At 55.3% G+C, this 17367-nt stretch carries 16 protein-coding genes; 10 read left to right on the top strand and 6 right to left on the bottom strand.

From position 1 onward, the window contains the following. The first annotated feature begins 161 nt into the window (after positions 1-161). Positions 162-1070 carry a sulfite exporter TauE/SafE family protein gene (locus Q8O73_RS16420; protein WP_305559276.1) on the top strand — a complete coding sequence of 303 codons (909 nt, stop codon included), beginning with the start codon at positions 162-164 and terminating at the stop codon, positions 1068-1070. A 510-nt stretch (positions 1071-1580) separates the two neighbouring features. On the opposite strand, the gene Q8O73_RS16415 is transcribed toward Q8O73_RS16420, so the two are convergent. Continuing rightward, complete coding sequence (locus Q8O73_RS16415) at positions 1581-2636, bottom strand: LacI family DNA-binding transcriptional regulator (RefSeq protein WP_305559275.1); 1056 nt, start codon at positions 2634-2636, stop codon at positions 1581-1583. Positions 2637-2862: 226 nt separating this feature from the next. Between Q8O73_RS16415 and Q8O73_RS16410 the strand changes: the two genes are divergently transcribed. From Q8O73_RS16410 to Q8O73_RS16395, 4 genes are all read left to right on the top strand, one after another. Then, positions 2863-3441 (top strand): gluconokinase, encoded by a 579-nt coding sequence (locus Q8O73_RS16410; protein WP_305559274.1) that lies wholly within the window; start codon positions 2863-2865, stop codon positions 3439-3441. Continuing rightward, positions 3438-4469: a TRAP transporter substrate-binding protein gene (locus Q8O73_RS16405; RefSeq protein WP_305559273.1), complete on the top strand. Its 1032-nt coding sequence runs from the start codon at positions 3438-3440 to the stop codon at positions 4467-4469. Before Q8O73_RS16410 ends, Q8O73_RS16405 begins: the two co-directional genes overlap by 4 nt. An 83-nt stretch (positions 4470-4552) precedes the next feature. Beyond that, a complete protein-coding gene (locus Q8O73_RS16400) occupies positions 4553-5182 on the top strand; it encodes a TRAP transporter small permease subunit (RefSeq protein WP_305559272.1) in 630 nt (209 codons plus the stop codon). A 59-nt stretch (positions 5183-5241) separates the two neighbouring features. Next, on the top strand, positions 5242-6549 hold the full coding sequence (locus Q8O73_RS16395; RefSeq protein ID WP_305559271.1) for a TRAP transporter large permease subunit: 1308 nt from the start codon (positions 5242-5244) through the stop codon (positions 6547-6549). 78 nt (positions 6550-6627) lie between these two features. On the opposite strand, the gene Q8O73_RS16390 is transcribed toward Q8O73_RS16395, so the two are convergent. Continuing rightward, positions 6628-7644, bottom strand: a complete 1017-nt coding sequence (locus Q8O73_RS16390) for a 1-aminocyclopropane-1-carboxylate deaminase (protein WP_305559270.1) — start codon at positions 7642-7644, stop codon at positions 6628-6630. A gap of 167 nt (positions 7645-7811) precedes the next feature. Here Q8O73_RS16390 and Q8O73_RS16385 point away from each other — a divergent pair, with 167 nt between their 5' ends. After that, on the top strand, positions 7812-8276 hold the full coding sequence (locus Q8O73_RS16385; protein WP_305559269.1) for an Lrp/AsnC family transcriptional regulator: 465 nt from the start codon (positions 7812-7814) through the stop codon (positions 8274-8276). 111 nt (positions 8277-8387) lie between these two features. Here Q8O73_RS16385 and Q8O73_RS16380 read toward each other — a convergent pair whose 3' ends face one another. Both Q8O73_RS16380 and gor read right to left on the bottom strand, forming a co-directional pair. Then, positions 8388-10319: an ATP-binding protein gene (locus tag Q8O73_RS16380; protein ID WP_305559268.1), complete on the bottom strand. Its 1932-nt coding sequence runs from the start codon at positions 10317-10319 to the stop codon at positions 8388-8390. Between the two features lie 137 nt (positions 10320-10456). Then, positions 10457-11818, bottom strand: coding sequence for a glutathione-disulfide reductase (gor, locus tag Q8O73_RS16375; RefSeq protein ID WP_305559267.1), 1362 nt, complete (start codon positions 11816-11818; stop codon positions 10457-10459). Positions 11819-11979: 161 nt separating this feature from the next. On the opposite strand from gor, the gene Q8O73_RS16370 reads away from it, so the two are divergent. The 3 genes from Q8O73_RS16370 (at position 11980) to Q8O73_RS16360 (ending at position 14646) form a co-directional block, all read left to right on the top strand. Further along, on the top strand, positions 11980-12630 hold the full coding sequence (locus Q8O73_RS16370) for a LysE family translocator (protein WP_305559266.1): 651 nt from the start codon (positions 11980-11982) through the stop codon (positions 12628-12630). Positions 12631-12704: 74 nt separating this feature from the next. After that, a complete protein-coding gene (locus tag Q8O73_RS16365; protein ID WP_305559265.1) occupies positions 12705-13124 on the top strand; it encodes a hypothetical protein in 420 nt (139 codons plus the stop codon). Positions 13125-13176: 52 nt separating this feature from the next. Continuing rightward, positions 13177-14646 (top strand): deoxyguanosinetriphosphate triphosphohydrolase, encoded by a 1470-nt coding sequence (locus Q8O73_RS16360; RefSeq protein WP_305559264.1) that lies wholly within the window; start codon positions 13177-13179, stop codon positions 14644-14646. Between the two features lie 19 nt (positions 14647-14665). Here the strand turns inward: Q8O73_RS16360 and Q8O73_RS16355 are convergent, their stop codons facing one another. Next, positions 14666-15409 (bottom strand): phosphoadenylyl-sulfate reductase, encoded by a 744-nt coding sequence (locus Q8O73_RS16355; protein WP_305559263.1) that lies wholly within the window; start codon positions 15407-15409, stop codon positions 14666-14668. Next, entirely contained in the window at positions 15409-15966 is a 558-nt protein-coding gene (locus tag Q8O73_RS16350; protein ID WP_305559262.1) for a bifunctional precorrin-2 dehydrogenase/sirohydrochlorin ferrochelatase, read from the bottom strand. The genes Q8O73_RS16355 and Q8O73_RS16350 overlap by 1 nt, the downstream gene beginning before the upstream one ends. A 247-nt stretch (positions 15967-16213) precedes the next feature. On the opposite strand from Q8O73_RS16350, the gene Q8O73_RS16345 reads away from it, so the two are divergent. Beyond that, complete coding sequence (locus Q8O73_RS16345; protein ID WP_305559261.1) at positions 16214-17302, top strand: COX15/CtaA family protein; 1089 nt, start codon at positions 16214-16216, stop codon at positions 17300-17302. Positions 17303-17367: the final 65 nt, after the last annotated feature.

Genomic DNA, 17367 nt, shown 5'->3' with positions numbered 1-17367 from the left:
AATCTGCGCCGGGTCCAACTTGATACGGGTTTTGGCCCCCGGTTTCCAGCTTTTCCCGCACGGCCCAAACCGCATTATCGCAAAATTTTGCCAAACAGCCGTAATCTTGCGCAAAATTCAACCCAAAACCCCAATTCACGGTTGCCTGCACCCACAGGATTATGCCGAAATATGTCGGCATCCCGACATTATTTCCCGGATATGGGCCGAATCCGGCTGTATCGCAAGCCATCACCGGGCGGATCGTCATTGCGTTGCGCCGGATTCGGCGGCAGACTGCACCCGGTGTTTCCGGCCCCACCCACAGGACAATCATGCCCGCCGACATGCCCCTTGAAACCATTGCGATCATCGCCTGTGCCTATTTCATTGCCGCCTTTGTCAAGGGCGCGACCGGGCTGGGTTTTTCGACATCGGCATTGCCGGTGCTGGCCCTTGGCATCGGGTTGAAGGCCGCGATGCCGCTGGTGATCATTCCGTCATTGGCCAGCAATCTGATCGTGATGATCGGTGCCGGACATTTTCGCGAAACCGTGACGCGGTTCTGGCCGATGTTTATTGCCACCCTGCCCGGGCTGGTGCTGGGTCTTTTTCTGCTGGATCTGGTGGATGGTCTTTTGGCCGGGGCCGTTCTGGGGGCGGTTTTGATGATTTATGGCGCGATCAGTCTGCGCCGCGCCGGTGCGGTCCTGCCGGGTCGCATGGCCCGGCCATTGGCCCCGGTTATCGGTTTTGCCACGGGGATCATCAATGGCATTACCGGATCACAGGTGATGCCGGTATTGCCCTTTTTGCTGGCGATGCGGCTGGACCCCAAACGTTTTATCCAGGCGATCAACATATCGTTTAGCCTGTCCAGCCTTGTGATGGCCGTCGGGCTGACGCATCTGGGGCTGATGACACAGGAAAGCGTGTGGATTTCGCTGTTCGGGCTGGTGCCGGTTTATGCGGGCACCAAACTGGGCAGTCTGGTGCGGGCCCGGCTGGATGCTGAAACCTTTCGCAAGCTGGTGCTGGTGATGCTGATGATTTTTGGTGTGATCCTGATGGGCAAGGCGGGGTTGGCCTGATCCGGATTGATGTAAAGTTTTTTCGGATTTTTGAAAAAGTTCTTGATTTGTTCTTTTTGCTGTGGCATAACAGAAAAATCAACGGGACAAATCCGCCCGGTCCGAAACCCGCAAGGCCTTGTGTCTTGCGGTTTTTTTGCGTTTGGCGGCAGGTGAAAGAGGCGATGATGATGCAGCGATATAAAGACAGACAAGGCGGCGGGCGACCCCGCAAGATTATGACTGGCGGGTGGAGGAGCCATTACGGGGGCAGTGCGCAGGCGGTCTGACCCGGTCATTTGTCAAGACGCCCGAGTTGCGTCTTGTCGGCGGCGTGCATGGTGGCAACATTTCCTTACAGTTTCGGGCAGCGTCCGGTTTTGTCGGGGACCGTTGGCGGGCTTGTTGGCAAGGCTGGCAGACGCCCGAGGCTTGTCCGGGGTCCACCGGTCATGGGAAGACGGTTTTGGTGGGTGGGGTGCGCAGCGGGCGGATGCCGATGCGCATTTGCGCAACAGTTCCCCTGCCTGGTCAGTCCCGAGGACTGCGGGCCGTGCTTTGCCTTGCCTGCACGGCAAAGCCAAGATCGAGGATCTTGCGGGCCGGGGGATGACCATCCAGACAGGCGCGGATCATTTCCACCGCCCGCAGACCGATGCCATACCGGTCCGTCCGGACACTGGTCAGGGTCGGAAAGGCGGCCGCCATCATTTCAAGATCGTTAAAACCCGAAATGCCAAATTCATCGGGCACGGAAATACCGGATCGCTGGCATTCAAACAAGGCACCCAGGGCAAGGTCATCGTTATTGCAAAAAACCGCATCCAGATCGGGGCGTTTTTGCCGCAATTCGCGTAACAACCAGCCGCCCAGTGCGACGCTGGAAGAGGTGGCCGTGGTCATGATGAGAGCAGGGTCATACATCCCCGCATCTTTCATCGCCTGGGCAAAACCGGCCTGCCTGCGTTTGGTGCGCGGGTCCATGCGTGCGCCTACAAACCCGATATGGCGGTATCCTTGCGCAATCAGATGTGCGCCTGCCGCCCGTCCGCCTTCAAAATGCGAAAACCCGACCATCATATCGACCGGATCGGGGGAAACCTCCATGATCTGCACCACCGGGCAATCGGCATTTTCCAGCATCTCGCGGGCGGCGGGAGTCTGGTCATTGCCCGCAACAATCAGGGCACAGGGCCGCTGGCTGAGGAAGATGCGCAGCAGACGTTCTTCTTCGGCCGCCGAATAGCGCGAATTGCCAAGCTGCACCCGAAGCGGCCCGCCTTCCAGCCCGTCATAAATGGCGCGCAAGGTATCGGAAAACACATTGTTGGTCAGGGACGGCACCACAACGCCCAGCACATTGGTTCGTGCCGAAGCCAACGCGCTGGCGTGGCTGTCGGGGACATAATCAAGATCGCGTACCGCCTGATCAATCCGGTCGCGCAGGGTTTCGGAAACCTTGTGCGGGTCACGCAAGGCCCGCGATACCGTGATCGTACTGACCCCGGCCCGTGCCGCAACATCGGCAATCGTCGGTCGCCCGCCGCCCCGGCGTTTGCGGGCCGGTTTGTCTTCCTGCCCTGTCATCTCAGAACGGAAAATCGCACATAGTGATTTGGATCGGCATCAAAAATCCTCCCTGTGGCACTTTCTAGCCTTGTGCCTTTTTTCTGCAACCGGCGGCCCCTTATAGGGTCCGGCATGGCATGTGACCATAGAATATCTGTTGACTCAAACCTGATTGCTTTATTATGTTAGCGCTAACAACGCAGGGAAACAAGATCACCTGCACAAAATAAAGACGGCGGGAGGAATGACCATCAAAGCCGGTTTCGTCATCGTGATGGGTGTGAGTGGGTCGGGCAAGACCGAGATCGCACGCCGTCTGGCAGAGCGCACCGGCGGGGCGTGGCTGGATGCCGATGATCATCATCCGTTGGAAAATGTCGAATATATGCGGCGCGGATTGCCGTTGAATGACGAGATGCGCTGGCCGTGGCTGGGCGCGTTGTGTATTGCTGCACAGGATATCCGCACCGAAGCCCCGGTTTTTATGGCCTGTTCGGCACTTAAACGCCGTTATCGCGATTTTCTGCGCAACCGTCTTGCCCCGGTATGCTTTGTGTTTCTGGAAGGTTCCCGCGATCTGATCCTTGCCCGGCTGGAACGCCGGACCGGTCATTTCATGCCGTCCAGCCTGCTTGACAGTCAGCTTGGCGATCTTGAACCGCCGGGGCCGGATGAAGATCCGCTGACGGTCTCGATTGATGCCCCGATTGAAACCATCGTCAACACTGCACTGGCCGGTCTGGCCGTGCATCAACAGGGTGGCCCTGTAACATCAGGCCCCACCCCTGCCGGGAAACCGGCACATCAGGGAGAAAACAAATGAAACGCCGTTTCACCTCACTTGCCGGAGCCGCCTTTGCGGCCACTCTTCTGGTATCGGTCGCCCCCTTTGCGGCCCAGGCCCAGGAATTTACCTTTAAAATCCAGTCCAGCGACAATGCGGGCGTGCCGAATTTCGTGATTGAACAGGAATGGGCCGAACGGGTTGGCGCCATGTCCGGCGGCCGGATTGCCGTTGAAATGTTGCCGGTCGGATCGGTTGTCGAACATGCCGAAACCCAGGACGCCATTTCCGCCGGGATCATCGATGGTCACATCACCGATACCAGCTATTTCACCGGCAAGGACCCGGCATTCGGCCTGATCGCCAATCCGGTGGGCGCATGGTCGGCCCCGTCTGAAATGCTGCGGTTTGTTGAATATGGAGGCGGCAAGGAATTGATGAATGAAATGCTGGCCCCGTATGGCCTGTATTTTGTCGGCGCGGTCACGCCGGGACTTGAAGCCTTTGTATCGGCCAAGCCGCTTGACAGCGTCGCCGATATGCAGGGTTTGAAAGTCCGCGCGCCGGAAGGCATGGTACAGGAAGTTTTTGCCGCCGCCGGGGCATCGCCGGTCAATATTCCGCAATCGGAAGTGTTCACATCGCTGGATAAAAAAGTGATTGATGCCGCCGACGCCACGGTATTTTCGACCAATCAGGCGATGGGCCTGCATGATATCGCCAAACATCCGGTCTATCCGGGTTTCCATTCCATGCCGATGCTGGAAGTTTCGGTGAACAAGACCAAATGGGAATCGATGCCTGCCGATTTGCAGGCCATCCTGACGGTTTCGGTCCGTGATCTGGCCCGTGACATGGATGCCCAACTGGCGATGAAGGATCTTGAAGCCGTTGCCGCCGCCCGCGCCAAGGGGGATATCACCATCCACAACTGGTCGGCCGAAGAACGCAACAAGTTCCGCAAAATCGCCACCAGCCAGTGGCAGAAAGTCGCCGACCGGTCGGAAAACGCCAAAAAGGTCTATGAGACCCTGATGACGTATCTTGAAGCGCAGGGTATGCTGTAAGGTCTTTGGACCTTTCGGAATTCCGTGAACAGTTCCGCCCGGCGGTTATCCCGCCGGGCGGCACCGCAAAGGATCGTTCAGAAATGACCGATAATCCCAAAATTGCGCCGACGACACCGCCCGTCATTGACGAAACAGCCATCGAAATCATTGGCGAAGCCCCGCCGCCTGCCTGCCCGGAATCCGGGATTTTGGGCCGCATCGTCGATAAGACAGGGCCGTTTTTTGCCCTGTGTTTTCTGGTCTCGATGGGGGTTTTGATCACCGAAATTTTCATGCGCCATGTTTTTAACCGTCCGACCCTGTGGGCGCATGAAACAACAATTTTCCTGTGCGCCATCGGGTTTGTGTTTGGCGGGCTGTATTGTGCCGCCCATAACAAACATATCCGCGTTGTCATTCTTTATGACATTGTCGGCCCGCATACCCGGCGGGGACTTGATATTGCCATATCGCTGATTTGTGCCCTGTCATCGGCGTTTTTTGCCTGGGCCGCCTGGCAGATGGTCGGCCGTGCAGTGTTTTTCCGCGATGGCGGCATTCATCTGGAAACCACCGGCAGCGCCTTTAACGCCCCCTATCCGGGTGTTCTCAAGATTTTCATGCTGGTGGTGCTGGTTATTCTGACGGTGCAATTCATTGTTCTGGCCATCAATTATGCCCGTGCGCCCCGTCCTTCGGACCCGGCGGCTGATAATCCTTCGGCGTCATAATCCGGTGTTTTTTTCCGATCTGTCTGATCTGTGCCTTTGGCCATACAGGATAAGTTTCGATGTTTGACTTGCAATCTCTGGGCATTGAATACGGTACGCTGGTCATGCTGGTCATGCTGATCGGCTTTTTGCTGACCGGGATGCCACTGGCCTTTGTCACCTTGCTGATCGCGCTGATCTTTACCCTGGGCTGGTTCGGGCCGATGGCTGTGCCACTGATTACCAGCCGGGTATTTTCGTTTGTGTCGTCCTTTGTTTTTGTGTCGGTGCCGATGTTTGTCCTGATGGCGGCCATTCTGGACCGGTCGGGCATTGCGCGTGATCTGTTCGAGGCGATGCGCCTGTTTGGCGGGCGGCTTAAGGGCGGGGTGGCGGTTCAGACGATTTTTGTCGCCGTTATTCTGGCCGCCATGAGTGGTATCATCGGCGGCGAGATTGTGTTGCTTGGCATGATCGCCCTGCCGCAAATGTTGCGACAGGGGTATGACCGCAATCTGGCAATTGGCGTGGTATGTGCCGGTGGGTCGTTGGGCACCATGGTGCCGCCGTCCATCGTCCTGATCATTTATGGCCTGACGGCCAATGTGTCGATTGGCGATCTGTTTACCTCGGCCTTTGTGCCGGGTTTCATGTTGGCCGGGTTTTACGTCGCCTATATCCTGATCCGCTGTTACACCGGCAAAAACATCGCCCCGCCGCCGCAAACCGAACCGATCCCGCATTCCGAAAAAATCCGTCTACTTAAGGGATTGTTCCTGCCCTTGCTGGTGGTGGTTTGCGTTTTGGGATCGATTTATGGCGGGATTGCCTCGGTCACCGAGGCATCCGCAGTCGGGGTGGCCGGGGTGATCGTATCGACCATCATGCGCCGCGAATTTTCGCTGCATATGTTGAAATCCGCCGCGGTCCAGACGCTTTCGACCTGTGGCATGATTGTCTGGATCGGCATTGGCGCGTCGGCTTTGGTCGGGGTGTTTAACCTGATGGGCGGGATCAAGTTTGTGTCGGGCATGATCACCGGCATTTCCGATGATCCGACCACCATCCTGCTGTTTATGATGCTGATCCTGTTTGTGCTTGGCATGTTTCTGGACTGGGTCGGCATTGCGCTTTTGACCATGCCGATCTTTGTGCCTGTGATCCGCGATCTGGGCTATGACCCGGTGTGGTTCGGGGTGTTGTTTGCCATGAATATGCAGATTTCCTTCCTGACCCCGCCCTTTGGCCCGGCGGCGTTTTACCTGAAATCGGTGGCCCCGCCCGATATCTCGCTGGGCACGATTTTCCGCGCCCTTGTGCCGTTTATCTGCCTTCAGATTCTGGCCGTTGCCGTCCTGATCATCTTTCCGGGGATTACCGGGCGTTAGGATTGGGGTGCCAACACAAAAGACAAAAGGGGAAGCCCGGTTTCAGGCTTCCCCTTTTTCAATTCAGATCGCCACGGATCAGCCGTTGCGATACAGATAGCTATAGCCATTGATCGCCGGAACGCCGCCCAGATGGGCATACAGCACCTTTGATCCCTTGGGGAAATAGCCCTTTTTGACCAGATCAATCATGCCCTGCATCGATTTGCCTTCATAAACCGGGTCGGTCATCATGCCTTCCATCCGGGCGCACAGGCGCATTGCCTCGTTGGTTTCTTTGGATGGCACGCCATACAGCGGATAGGCGTAATCCTCGATCAGCACCACATCGTCATTCACGATATCCTGACCCAGTTCGACCAGATTTGCGGTTTTCTGTGCAATATCGAGAACCTGTGCGCGGGTTTGATCGGGGGTAGCCGAGGCATCGATGCCGATTACCTGACGCGCCCGGCCATCGGCGGCAAAGCCAACCAGCATTCCGGCATGGGTGGAGCCCGTTACGGTACAGACCACGATATAATCGAATTTGAAACCCAGTTCGGCTTCCTGTGCGCGGACTTCTTCGGCAAAGCCGACAAAGCCCAGCCCGCCATATTTATGCACCGATGCGCCCGCCGGAATGGCATAGGGCACGCCGCCCTTCGCCTTGACATCGGCAATGGCATTTTCCCAGCTTTCGCGGATGCCGATATCAAATCCTTCATCGACCAGTTCAATCTGTGCGCCCAGAACGCGGCTCATCAGGATGTTGCCCACCCGGTCATAGACCGCATCATTGAACGGCACCCAGCTTTCCTGCACCAGACGGCATTTCATGCCGATCTTGGCGGCAATCGCGGCGACCTGCCTTGTATGGTTGGATTGCACCCCGCCAATCGTCACCAGGGTATCGGCCCCCGATTTGATCGCATCGGGAATGATATATTCCATCTTGCGGACCTTATTGCCGCCAAAGGCCAGGCCGGAATTGCAATCCTCGCGCTTGGCGAACAATTCAACATCACCGCCCAGATGGGCGGACAGACGCGGCAGGGTTTCAATCGGCGTCGGGCCGAAGGTCAGCGGATATTTTTCAAATTTGTTCAGATTCATTGCGCATTCCCTGATGTGTAGAACGAAGAAGAAGACCGGGAAAGGCTATCGCACTCGCGATGAAAGGTGCGCTCGAATTTGGGGATAAAATTTCATACCGGACTTTCATCCCGACAAAAAATATGCGCAAAATTCCATAACAGATCAAATTTCCGGAAGGTTCTTTCATGCCCGATACTATCGACCGCATCGATCAAAAGATTTTGCGCCTGTTGCAAAGCGATGGTCGCATGGGCAATGCCGAGATTGCCAAACGGGTCAATGTCAGCCCGGCAACCTGCCACCGCCGGATGCAACGATTGTTTGACGATGGCTATGTCACATCGGTCCGCGCCCACATCGCACCCGACAAGGTGGATCGCGGGGCGCTGGTGATGGTCGGTGTGGTGTTGGACCGGTCCACGCCTGACAGCTTTGCCGAATTTGAAACCGCGTGCCGCAAACTGCCCTTTATCCTTGATTGCCATCTGGTGGCCGGGGATTTTGACTATTTCCTGAAAATCCGGGTGCGCGACATGGCGGATTTCAACCATCTGCACGGCGAACAACTGATTGCCCTGCCCGGCGTGCGGCAAACGCGGACGTTTTTTGTCATGAAAGAGGTGGTGGATAATGCGCCGCTGCCATTCTGAAGAACCCTCACGGCAACACATTCCTTATAAAAGGGGACAGTCCCCTTTTATACTCGCGAAAAGCACCACGATTGAAACCATCCGCAATGCCAAGCACCCAAACTTCTCTAACTAAACAGCTAAACTACCTTGGTCAGAAGAAGAAGCTTGGACAAATTGTGCTAGATCGTCCTTGTGCTCACGCAGGAACGGAGCTTCTTTCACTTGATCATAAAGGTTTAGTAGTCTTGTTTCCGCTCTCGCCAGAACAGTGTCGTATAACATAGGTATAACCCGGACGTTGCTACCGTGCGTCGTATGATCGCCTTCTCCAGGCTCTATTTCCGTGCCGAGAACGAAGCCATCCACCCTAGTATGAGCTTGGATCTTCCCTTTGGATTTAAGCTCTTTTATGTATTTCCATACTTGCTCTTTCTCCACACTCCCAAGAGGCAACTTAGTTGTTTTCAAATCAACAACAACCAAGTGATCAATCCCATTCTCGTTAAACTCCTCATCATATGAGTTCCGAGCATAAAATCCGATGCTCGTATCTGGAAGAATTACGAAATCTGGACGATTACGAGTACCTTTTAATTCTGAGTCTTTGAATAATTCACGAATAACAGTTGTCATGCCTTTGTTAGATGTGAACTCAATAGACTCAAATTGGGGTCCGAACATCCACAACCCCTTTTCAAACAAAGGCTGTAATTCGTGAACCTCATCGACACGATCAATTTGAACTTTTTCTTTAAGTTCATGCACAATCTTTAGGCGAGTCTGTATTTCATCTAACACAATTTTAGCCATGCCAATTGACCACTTAGTTAAAATATCGTGCAAGGCATCTAAATCATGCGGAGCTTGATCATGAAGAAGCTCAAGCAAACCAAATTGCGAACTACTTTTCTCAAGATTGGCGAGAATAGAACTCAAATGAACGATATCGCTTTCACGTAAGCTCGGACACTGATCTACTACTTGATCAACAAAATTGGAAACGCGATCTTTACTGAGTGGGGGCAATCGGTCGATGCCACTACCAATCTTCTTAATAACTGAGCGTTTTCTTACATCTCGCTCTGATAGATTTACGCCATCAATTATTTCTTTGATCTTGTTCTGGGCAATAGCTCTAGCTGCCTGCCAAGCTTGGTTATCCTCGATAAAAGAGGACCAATCGGCCTCGACAGCCGAATTATCTTTTAGAAAATCGGCTTGGACAATAAATGTGAATCTCTTGGCTTCGTTCGTCCTGCCATCAAGAACTCTCTCAAGGTCACTGCCACTCCACCTACATTCACCAACGGCTCGACCAGCCACCCACCATGCAATACCGTGCTGTTTGGTTGTTTTATCCGCCTGCCTAGAATCGATATGGATAATCTTAAGAGCCCCATATCCAGGCACATCAACCATCTCAGTGCGCAGAGCACTATCTGGTAAATCTGAAAAGGTAACTTTCCTTTTATTTACAAACACTTCAAAACCAGGGTTAGCTAGAAATCGTCCTCCGATAACCTCTCGCGCCTCGTCTTCTGAGAACTTAAGTTGAGTAATCGAACCAACGCCTCGAATCTCTGTACCGTGCCCCTCAACGCCGGTCGCCGTGTAGCTTATCTCTTCGATGACTAGCGGTCTACTTGACGTGCGATAAACCTTGCACTCAAACTCTTCCCCATTGCTTCGGGATTTAACAACATATGAATCTGAAAAACAGAATGCAGCGAAGCGTCCTTTGCCGTTTCGACCAAAGACTGGACGTGGATTTCCCTTGATGTCATTCGGGGGTAGTACAGATTCTCCGCCATAATTCAAACGGTTGTAAGACATCGTCTTCCAAATAAACTGGAACTCGTCTAGCGTCATCCCTTTGCCGTTATCTACAATTGAGAATTGAGTTTGCTCGGAAAAATCAGCGCACGTGATATCCACTTTTGTCGCATAAGCATCCCAACAGTTGGCAACCAATTCAACCAAAGCGGTACTCGGAACAGATACGATTGAGCCAGCCCAACTTTCAAGAAAGCGCTCATCATAAAACAATTCAGTTTGCTGCATCTCCCCCCCTCAAAACTGGCGCCAACCATTTACTTTAAGCCGATCATGTCATAGTCGACACAACCTTTACAACAGTTAAGCAAAAACGCAGCCTTCTGATATACCTATTGCATATCAGAAGGCTTTAGCTTTTAAGATCAGCCGCCGACCGGGAAGCGCATCGTCACAAATTCCTCTGCCGCCGACGGATGCACCGCCACCGTCTGGTCAAACTGTGCCTTGGTTGCGCCCATGCGGACCGCAATGCCGATGCCCTGAATGATTTCGGCGGCATCGGGGCCGACCATGTGGGCACCCAAAACCACATCGGTGGTTTTATCGACGATCAGTTTCATCAGGGTTTTTTCATCACGCCCCGAAAGGGTATGGCGCATCGGTTTGAAGGTGGATTTGTAAATCACCACCTCGCCGCCTTTGGCACGCGCTTCTTCCTCGCTTAATCCCACGGTGCCGACCGGCGGCTGGCTGAACACCGCCGTCGGGATGGCGTGATAGGACATCGACCACGGTTTGCCGCCAAAGACACTGTCGGCAAAGGCCATGCCTTCCTTGATTGCCACCGGCGTCAGTTGCACATGATCGCGGACATCGCCCACGGCATAAATATTGGGCACACTGGTTTGAAGTGCCGCATTGGTGATGATGGCATTGTTGTTTTTCAGTTCCACCCCGGCCTGTTCAAGGCCCATGCCGTGGGTTTTGGGATTGCGCCCGGTGGCAAACATGATGGCATCGACCACCTGATGCCCGCCGCCGGTCAGGGTGAGGCAAAGCGTCCCGTCATCCTGCTTTTCAATCGCCGTGACATTGGTGTGCAGTTTCAGGTCAATGCCCTTTTTGACAATTTCCTGCGCCAGATGGGTGCGGATATCGTGATCAAAGCCGCGCAAAATCTGATCGCCGCGATAAAACTGTGTGACCTGTGCGCCCAGCCCGGCAAAAATCCCGGCGAATTCCACCGCAATATAACCGCCGCCAACCACGGCAATGCGGCCGGGCAATTCTTCAAGGTGAAAGGCCTCGTTCGAGGAAATCGCATGTTCGATACCCGGAATATCGGGCAGGGTCGGCGTGCCGCCCACCGCAATCAAAATCCGGTCCGCCGTCACGGTTTTATCGCCGACCTTGATGGTATGAGCGTCTTGCAGAACTGCGCGGCTTTCAAACAGTTCGACATTGGACCCGGCCAGCAGTTTTTTATAAATGCCGTTCAGGCGTTCAATCTCGGCATCCTTGTTGGCAATCAGGGTTTTCCATGAAAATTCCGGCTTGCCCGGCAGGGTCCAGCCATAGGCGGCCGCATCCTCGAAATCCTCGGCGAAATGCGCGCCGTAAACCAGAAGCTTTTTGGGGACACAGCCGCGAATGACACAGGTGCCACCCACCCGGCTTTCTTCGGCAATTGCCACTTTGGCGCCATATCCCGATGCCACACGGGCGGCACGCACCCCGCCCGACCCGGCACCGATCACAAACAGATCATAATCATATTCAGACATGCGTCTTTTCCTTGTCTCGAAAGATCCCCGCTATATGGCGGCAAATGTAGGCCGGAAATCAGAAGAGTCGAGGTAAAAGCCAACAAAAGTTCAATTTTTACCCGGCTGTGATATCCTCGCCCCCTGTCACAGGCCTTGCATGGCAAAAAGGGGAGGATGTTATGCACGATGCGGTCATTCTGGCTGGAATATTGGGTGCCCTGCTGATTGGTGCCATCAGCCCCGGGCCCAGCTTTGTCATGGTAACGCGGATTGCGGTATCCTCATCGCGCCGCAACGGATTGGCCGCCGCCCTTGGTATGGGTGCAGGCGGCGCATTGTTCGCAAGCCTTGCAATTCTTGGACTGGCAACCGTTTTATCCCAGGTCGGGTGGCTTTATCTGGTGTTCAAAATTGCGGGCGGTGCGTATCTGGTTTATCTCGGCATCCGGATATGGCGACATGCGTCCGAGCCGCTGGAGATTGAAGCCGATAGCCTGAATGGCACGGATGCCACCCTGAAACCGGCATCCGCCTCAACATCCTTTACCCTTGCCATGCTGACCCAGATCAGCAATCCGAAAACCGCCATGGTTTATGCCAGCATTTTCGCAAGCCTTCTGCCTGCCGAGCCGCCACTTTGGATGTTGCTGGCCTTGCCGCCGCTGATTTTCATGATCGAGGCCGGCTGGTATGCAATTGTCGCCCTGTTGTTTTCGGGACATCGCATCAGACGGGTCTATCTGGGGGGCAAGACATGGGTGGATCGTTTTGCAAGTCTGATTTTGGGCGCGTTGGGTGTGCGGTTGATGATCGATGGTTTGCGCCCCTGAGCCGTTATCGCTATATGCTGCGATGAATATCGCGCAGAAATTTGTGCCCTTGCAACATAACAGGAAAAAGACCCATGAGCGACCGGATGAGTGGGCAGGATGCCGCGTTTGACCATGCCCCGCAATATGCCGATACACGCGGCGGCAACGGGGCGGTGGTGTGTTATGCCCTGATGCTGGCGACATTGTTTACCGCCTTTGCCACCGGGCTGGTGGCGGTGATCATTGCCTATGTCTCGCGCGAACGCGACGGGCATTGGACCAACAGCCATTACACCTTCATCATTCGCACTTTCTGGATCAGCATCCTTTATACCATCCTGACCGGGTGCGTGGCACTGTTCATCGGGTGGGTTCCGCTGATTGGCTGGGCGATTGTCGGGATCATGAGCCTTTACACCGTCGCATGGTTCATTGGCCGCAATGTGATCGGCATTTTGCGGGCGCTTAATGAGCGGCCGATTGACGATCCGCAAAGCTGGATGTTTGGCTGATCGCCCGGTACAGTCGCCGATATCCCTTGTGACGGACAGGAGCCGCACCACCATGACGACCCCGCCCACCCCGGCACATCCGGTATCTTTGACAACACCAGCCAGAATGCGCTGGCAGGATTTGCTTTCGGCCCATCGGCTTGAGATGCAGGATGGCAGGATCATGGTGCCTGACGGGCCGGTTTTTCCGGCTCCCGATGGCCGAAGCCCGTTTCAGATTGATGTGGACCGGATCATTTTTTCGTCATCGTTCCGGCGCTTGCAAAACAAGACGCAGGTGCATCCGCTGTCGGAAAATGATCATGTTCATACCCGCCTGACCCATACCATCGAGGTCGGATCGGTCGGGCAGTCGCTGGGCCTGATGGCAGGCGCGCATATTGTGCCGCAACTGGGCCCCGACAGCACGATTACCATTGCCGATATCGGCTATATGGTGCAGGCGGCCTGTCTGGCCCATGATATCGGCAATCCGCCCTTTGGTCATTCCGGCGAGGATGCGATCAATGAATGGTTTGCCACATCAAGGCTGGCAAAGGATGAATTAAGCGGCCGCCTGACCGGCCCGCAACTGGAAGATTTGCGCCATTTCGAGGGCAATGCCCAGGGCTTGCGCATTATCAGCCAGATTGAAATGAAACGCTTTGACGGCGGGTTGAACCTGACCTATGGCACGCTGGGCAGTTTTATCAAATATCCCCGGTCTACTTCTGTGCCCGAAGAGCGCCGCAAGGATTATACCGGCCTGAAAAAGCCCGGATATTATCAGGCGGAACGCAATATTGCCCGCGCCATTGCCAATGTGTGCGGCCTGTTGCCGCTCGACGGGCTGGACGGGGCATGGCGGCGGCATCCGCTGGTGTATCTGGTCGAGGCGGCCGATGATATCTGTTATTCGGTGGTTGATCTTGAGGATGGCTGGGAACTGGGCTGTGTGACCTTTGAAGAAGTCGAACGCGCCCTTGCCCCGATTGCCCGCCACCCGGAAAAATACCCCGGCAATGCGGATCAACGCTGGGCCGATTTGCGGGCCGAGGGCTGGTACGCCGAAAAATCGGAAGATGATCGCATCGGTTTTTTGCGCGGCAAGGCGATTGGCAATCTGGTCAAGGCCGCCGTCGATGCCTTTATCGCCAACGAGGATGCGCTTCTGACCGGGACGCTTGACGGCGATTTGCTGGCCAATACGCCGCTGGGCGTTGATGCCAAAAACTGCAAGAAACTGGCGGTGCGCAAGATTTATAACGCGCCGCATGTCCTGCCGATTGAAATTGCCGGGTTCGAGGTGATTCACGGCCTGCTTGACAGTTTTGTCCGGGCCGCCATTGACATCGAAGAACATCAGATTCACGGCAAACGCCTGCCGCCGCAGGCCGACCGCATCGACAAACTGCTGTCGGGGCGCCTGTCGGAAACCGTCGGGCTGTATGAAAAAATCATGCGGGTGATGGATTATATTTCCGGCATGACGGACCGCTATGCCGTTACCCTGTTTCGCAAATTGCAGGGGATTACCATCTGACCACCGGCCCAATCCGGGATCAGATAATATAGTGAATCCCGCATTCGGTTTTATCCTGCCCGGCCCAGCGCCCGGCGCGGACGTCGTTGCTGTCGGGGGCGGCGCGGTCGGTGCAGGGCATGCAGCCGATCGACAAATATCCCTCCGCCTCCAGCGGATGGCGCGGCAGGGCGCGGTTTTCAAAGATATCCTCGATATCCTGGCGCTGATACCCGGCCAGCGGATTGATCTTGATCCGGGTTCCCGCCGCCTCGATCGCGGGCAAGGCCCCGCGTTCGCCCCCGTGAAAGCGCTTGCGCCCGGTCAGCCACGCATCATAGCCCGTCAGGGCACGTTGCAACGGTTCGACCTTGCGCAAGAAACAGCAGCGGTTGGTGTCCGAGGCAAACAGCATGCCTTTGGGGTCTTCGGCCGCCAGCAGGGTTTCATCGGGGCGCATGATGCGGATATTGGTCAGGCCCAGTTGATCGACCAATTGTTCGCGATAGCGGTGGGTTTCACCAAACAGCTTGCGGGTATCGAGGAAAATCACCGGCAAGTTCGGGTCCACTTCGGCCACCAATGCCAGCAATGCCGCCGCCTCGGTCCCGAAGGACGAGGTCATGGTGATGCGGCCATTGAATTCTTCATGCACCATCGGTTCGATCAGGGAAATGCCCTGCAAATGGCCATAACGCGCCAAAAGATCGCGCGCCCGATCAGCGGATTCTTCGACCGACATGCTGCCGCCCGTCACAATATCGTCTTCGCGCATCACCGTCATCACAGCCACCCGCGCCGGTCGATATAATCATCGGTCAGGCGGATCAGTTTTTGCATATCTGCCCCCGATGCCTGCCAGCGGGCACGCTGGGCGGCAAGTTCATCAAGCCGTTCGGCCCAGTTGGGCAACAGCCAGTTTTCAATCGCCCGGCGAATGCGCCCGGCGAGACGGGGGCTGGCACCATTGGTGGATACCGTGACCATCAGATCGCCGCGCACCATGCGCGCGGGCGAATGAAAATCGCAATAATCCTTTACATCCTCGACATTGACAATCGTGCCAACGGCGCGCGCCATCGTCGCCAGTTCGGCCGATTTTTCTGCGGCAAGGTCGGCAACAAACATCACCGCGGCTGCGTTGATATCGGCGGAATTGGGCAAATACCGATGCAGCCGGTCCCCGGCCTGATCAACCAGCGCGGATTCGGGATTTTCGCTATAGACGGTGACATGGGTGGCACCGTCATCGTCAAGCTGTTTGAGGCGGTTGAGCGTGGCCCGACCGTCGCCGACCAACACGACGGCAAGCCGCGCCAGATCAAGATTGATGGGAAACATCGGCGATCCTTAATTCTGGGTTCTCTCTCTTTGGAATTTACTATGCCGATGTGCTTTATTTAATTCAATACATTTTTTATGTGTTTATATATTATAATACATAAAATTAATGTTTATTAAATTGCACCCATGGGCTGCGAACCATTCGGTAAAGTGCTTCGTATCAACGGCTTGCAGCTTTTCCTGCACTTTTGCGAATTTTTGCCTATAGTGTCGCCCGATTCCGCAAGCCAAGAGAATAACCGCCATGTCGCATTCCGCTTCGTCCGCCGCCCCAACGCCGTCCGCTCCTGCTGCCGCCCTTCTTGCGGCACCCACGCCGCATCGTTCTGTCGCGGTTTGGCTGTTTGTGTGCAGTGCGATGGTTTTCATCATGGTGGTGATTGGCGGCTTGACCCGCCTGACGGAATCGGGCCTGTCGATTGTCGAATGGCGGCCTTTTACCGGCATTCTGCCGCCCCTGAGCGAGGCCGACTGGCACAATCTGTATCTGCAATATAGCCAGTATCCGGAATTTCAGAAAATCAATGCCTGGATGTCGGTTGAGGATTTCAAAAACATCTTCTGGCTGGAATATATCCATCGCCTGTGGGGGCGGTTGATTGGCGTGGTGTTTTTCGTGCCGTTCGTCTGGTTTCTGGTCAAAGGCCATCTTGACCGCACGACCAAATGGAAATTGTGGGGCCTGTTCATTCTGGGCGGTTTGCAGGGGGTGATGGGCTGGTACATGGTGATGAGCGGCCTGGTCGATAACCCCGATGTCAGCCAGTATCGCCTGACTGCGCATTTCGGTCTGGCGCTGATCATTTTCATCGCGCTGTTGTGGGTGGGGCTGCAACAATATGCGCCGCGCCCGATAGCGACCATTGCCTCGAAACGCGGCTGGATGGTACTGGGCCTGATTTTCATCACGACCCTTTCCGGCGGATTTGTTGCCGGGATCAATGCCGGGCATATCTATAACACCTTCCCGTTGATGGACGGGCAGATCATCCCCGATGGCCTGTTTGACTACAGCCCGGCATGGCTGGCCCCGTTTGAGGACCATATGACGGTGCAGTGGGATCATCGCTGGCTGGCGAAAATCACCTTTGCCGCCGTGCTGCTGTTCTGGTGGCGGGCCGGGACATGGAACCTTGCGCGCGATCAGCGCATCGCCACCCATCTGGTGCTGGCCGCCGTTTGCCTGCAAGTCACGCTGGGGATTTCAACATTGCTGTCCGTCGTCTGGTTGCCGCTGGGTGTGGCGCATCAGGCCGGGGCGGTGGTGCTTGTCGGGGCCATGACTTATGCGGCTTACAAGCTGTCGGAAGATCGGGGTGTTGGCGGGGTTTGATGGCAAAACACGTGCGCCCCAAAAGTCGCTGCTAAAAATAAATCTGTCCCTTTTTGTTGTCCCAT

This window comes from Thalassospira sp. (assembly GCF_030690045.1).
In the GTDB taxonomy this organism is placed as follows: Bacteria; Pseudomonadota; Alphaproteobacteria; order Rhodospirillales; family Thalassospiraceae; genus Thalassospira.
Note: the sequence above shows the minus strand (reverse complement) of the source record. Positions and strands in the feature narration are given on the sequence as shown.

Coding starts and splice junctions, on each gene's coding strand:
- Q8O73_RS16415 (WP_305559275.1), bottom strand. CDS start 2,636: ATGACAGGGCAGGAAGACAAACCGGCCCGCAAACGCCGGGGCGGCGGG.
- Q8O73_RS16385 (WP_305559269.1), top strand. CDS start 7,812: ATGCCCGATACTATCGACCGCATCGATCAAAAGATTTTGCGCCTGTTG.
- Q8O73_RS16370 (WP_305559266.1), top strand. CDS start 11,980: ATGCACGATGCGGTCATTCTGGCTGGAATATTGGGTGCCCTGCTGATT.
- Q8O73_RS16405 (WP_305559273.1), top strand. CDS start 3,438: ATGAAACGCCGTTTCACCTCACTTGCCGGAGCCGCCTTTGCGGCCACT.
- Q8O73_RS16380 (WP_305559268.1), bottom strand. CDS start 10,319: ATGCAGCAAACTGAATTGTTTTATGATGAGCGCTTTCTTGAAAGTTGG.
- Q8O73_RS16400 (WP_305559272.1), top strand. CDS start 4,553: ATGACCGATAATCCCAAAATTGCGCCGACGACACCGCCCGTCATTGAC.
- Q8O73_RS16395 (WP_305559271.1), top strand. CDS start 5,242: ATGTTTGACTTGCAATCTCTGGGCATTGAATACGGTACGCTGGTCATG.
- Q8O73_RS16350 (WP_305559262.1), bottom strand. CDS start 15,966: ATGTTTCCCATCAATCTTGATCTGGCGCGGCTTGCCGTCGTGTTGGTC.
- Q8O73_RS16390 (WP_305559270.1), bottom strand. CDS start 7,644: ATGAATCTGAACAAATTTGAAAAATATCCGCTGACCTTCGGCCCGACG.
- Q8O73_RS16420 (WP_305559276.1), top strand. CDS start 162: ATGCCGAAATATGTCGGCATCCCGACATTATTTCCCGGATATGGGCCG.
- Q8O73_RS16410 (WP_305559274.1), top strand. CDS start 2,863: ATGACCATCAAAGCCGGTTTCGTCATCGTGATGGGTGTGAGTGGGTCG.
- Q8O73_RS16360 (WP_305559264.1), top strand. CDS start 13,177: ATGACGACCCCGCCCACCCCGGCACATCCGGTATCTTTGACAACACCA.
- gor (WP_305559267.1), bottom strand. CDS start 11,818: ATGTCTGAATATGATTATGATCTGTTTGTGATCGGTGCCGGGTCGGGC.
- Q8O73_RS16365 (WP_305559265.1), top strand. CDS start 12,705: ATGAGCGACCGGATGAGTGGGCAGGATGCCGCGTTTGACCATGCCCCG.
- Q8O73_RS16355 (WP_305559263.1), bottom strand. CDS start 15,409: ATGACGGTGATGCGCGAAGACGATATTGTGACGGGCGGCAGCATGTCG.
- Q8O73_RS16345 (WP_305559261.1), top strand. CDS start 16,214: ATGTCGCATTCCGCTTCGTCCGCCGCCCCAACGCCGTCCGCTCCTGCT.